This window comes from Williamwhitmania taraxaci, assembly GCF_900096565.1.
Classification (GTDB): Bacteria; Bacteroidota; Bacteroidia; order Bacteroidales; family Williamwhitmaniaceae; genus Williamwhitmania; species Williamwhitmania taraxaci.
Genome location: NZ_FMYP01000142.1, coordinates 1 through 2628, shown reverse-complemented (window position 1 = coordinate 2628; position 2628 = coordinate 1). Strand labels below are relative to the sequence as shown.

2 protein-coding genes are annotated in these 2628 nt (G+C 33.7%); both read right to left on the bottom strand.

What is annotated here, in order from left to right; all coding sequences use genetic code 11:
• Positions 1-19 precede the first annotated feature (19 nt).
• Positions 20-1540: an ArnT family glycosyltransferase gene (locus tag BLS65_RS17480; RefSeq protein WP_092441072.1), complete on the bottom strand. Its 1521-nt coding sequence runs from the start codon at positions 1538-1540 to the stop codon at positions 20-22.
• Positions 1541-1633: 93 nt separating this feature from the next.
• A partial coding sequence (locus BLS65_RS17475; RefSeq protein WP_092441071.1) for a hypothetical protein occupies positions 1634-2628 on the bottom strand: 995 nt, incomplete at its 5' end.

Genomic DNA, 2628 nt, shown 5'->3' with positions numbered 1-2628 from the left:
GCCGGCGTGCTTTTTCTTTTTAAAATATCTTATCCTTAAACAATTTCTTTAATTCTTCAGAATTGTACTTTAACTCTCGACAAACAAAAACTCGATAGTTGTACCAGTTCTCTTCTGAAGCGTAATGATTTTCAATTATTCCAGCTTCTTCAACGTTGTCAAAATACTGCTCCCAATAGGACCTTTTTAAATTCGATTCACTTATCGCAATAACAACAATATTCTTATTAAAATCAGGTACCCATGTGTAAAATGAACTATGAAAAGAAAAAGCATTCGGCAAATTATATTTTTTGCCAAGTAGATTTATGCCTCCTGCTATCGAATAGTGTCTTCCCCAAACCAAACAATGTTCCCTTTCATTTTCTGATAATGAGTTTTTTGCATTAGAAACGGATTCTAATATTTTGTCCCAGTTTTCATCGGAATAGTAATTTTCAAATGTCAATGGAATTTTATTATCCTTATTTGGTTTTAGATTATATACTTCGATATATTTATTAAGTTTTAAAAGTGGAAGTCCATGTGGTAGTATATACAGCCCAAATGATATAAGAAGTAACAAATATCCATATACAATCCATTTTCTATTTTGAATCAAGTGTTCAAAATATACAGACCCAAAGGCTAATAGCGATAGAACGATTGGATAGAAATAATACGATTTGCCTTTTGAAAGCATTAAAAATAGGAACGAAAAAAGCAAAGTAAAAACAGGCAATTTATAGACTTTGAACTTAGGGTGAAAAGGAACAATTATTAATGCAGTTAGCCAAACAATGAATGCAAATGGATTTAGCGATACTATAAGTGTCATCAACTCTTTTAAAAATGATTGTTTATCCAACTGAGTTTTATACAATTCTGACATGTGGTGAAAAATAGGAAAATTATTCTCAAATTGCCAAATAGGATTGGGCAGAATCAATATAATAAAAATCACCAAGGCTATCCAGAAAATTCTTTTACCCAATAATTCACGATTGAAAAGAAGTATGGAAGACACAAATCCGACAAACAAAAATGCAATACTATATTTATTTAAAAAGCCAATGGCTGAAAACAATGCAATGTAAATCAAATTCTTTGAGTTTTGAGAATTGCATAATCCAATCGCAAAATAAATAAAGAGAACCCAAAATAATTGTTCAAATGCTGTTGGTAGAAATAAATACTGCGATGCTCCAAAACCGGGAGAAAACAATATGCTAGACTCAGTTATTATTACAGCGATAATACCTCCGCCCAATCTTATTGTTGTAAGTCCGCAGATTAAAATGATGAATACAGAAAAAGCATAATTAAACAAATGGTTTATAAATAAAGAATCGGAATGAAACAGATCTTGTACCCATGAAACAAAACCAATAAACGGTGGGAAATCCATATAACCGAACGCCAAGTGTTTCCCTGCTTCTATATGCAGAAGTTCGTCACCATGATAACCAGAATTTGCTGTTGCAATAAATTGAAAAGTAAGTTTGACAACAATGGCAAAAAGTATTATAATATATTTGGTTTTTAGTTTTAAAAACTTCATCTTTTCAGTACTATCTTTTTTTTGCAGGGTTTCCTCTTAGCATGCGGCACAACTTTTGATGGTATGGTGTCGTGCGTTCGTACTTAATCATAATTATTTTATATCGTATTCTTTCTGTATAAATGTCACAAGCCTCGTGCCTTCTTGATTAACTGCATCCAGCCAACTGATCAACCCCATCAGACCCCTGTTCCATAGCTGAAGGCGAGCATACGCTTCGTTCAATGATTTCTTACCCTGCTCTGTTAAGGGTATAGGAATATTCATATTTTTATTGAGGTTGACAAAATCGAAAACCTGGGTGTAGCTGGTCATATTGACGACCGCACCATACATTAGATCGGACTGTGTATAATATTTTTTCAACGTTTGCTCATAGATCATAATTCTGTCCGAAACTGTTTTATTTCTTATCAATCTTAACTCACCGCTGCTTAATAATTGCTGGATGGTGCGGTCGTTAGAAACAAAAACTTCCAATCCCAGATTTTTGGTCCATAAACTGTATGCTTTATTTGAATTATATACTATTTCAGGAGATGACAACAGAATTAATACACTATCAATACCTGTGCGTAATCTTTTCAATTGTAATAATGTTCGATTTGACTGGAGCGTATCTGATTTAATATCCTCCACTATTGAATATATAAATTCCTTTTCGCGCTTATGCTCTTTCAATTCTTCGCGCCAGTTCTCTGCCAGAAATCCGCAAAACACGGCGAGGAACAGCATCAGGAATTCAAAGAAATAATGTTTCCATCCACTACCTGGGGCATTGTGTAAATGGTGGGCGTGTGTTTCCATATTTTCAGTTTCTTGTTTTGTGGTAAAGTTGACAGATTCAACAATTGGAATTTTTTTATCAGGTATCTTCTCTGATTCGTGATTTGTTGAATTCTCCAAAGTTTTGTCGCCAGTATCAGCGTTTTCTGCCATTTGATTTATGTGTTGGTTTATCAGATTATTAAAGTTTTCCCTAGCATGACGCACAACGGTTGCTGCTAAAATGCGTTGGGGAGTTCGAAGCAGCGTCGTTATCCCACGGTAAAATAAATGCAATATACTAAAATATAACTTATCTAACC

Coding starts and splice junctions, on each gene's coding strand:
- BLS65_RS17480 (WP_092441072.1), bottom strand. CDS start 1,540: ATGAAGTTTTTAAAACTAAAAACCAAATATATTATAATACTTTTTGCC.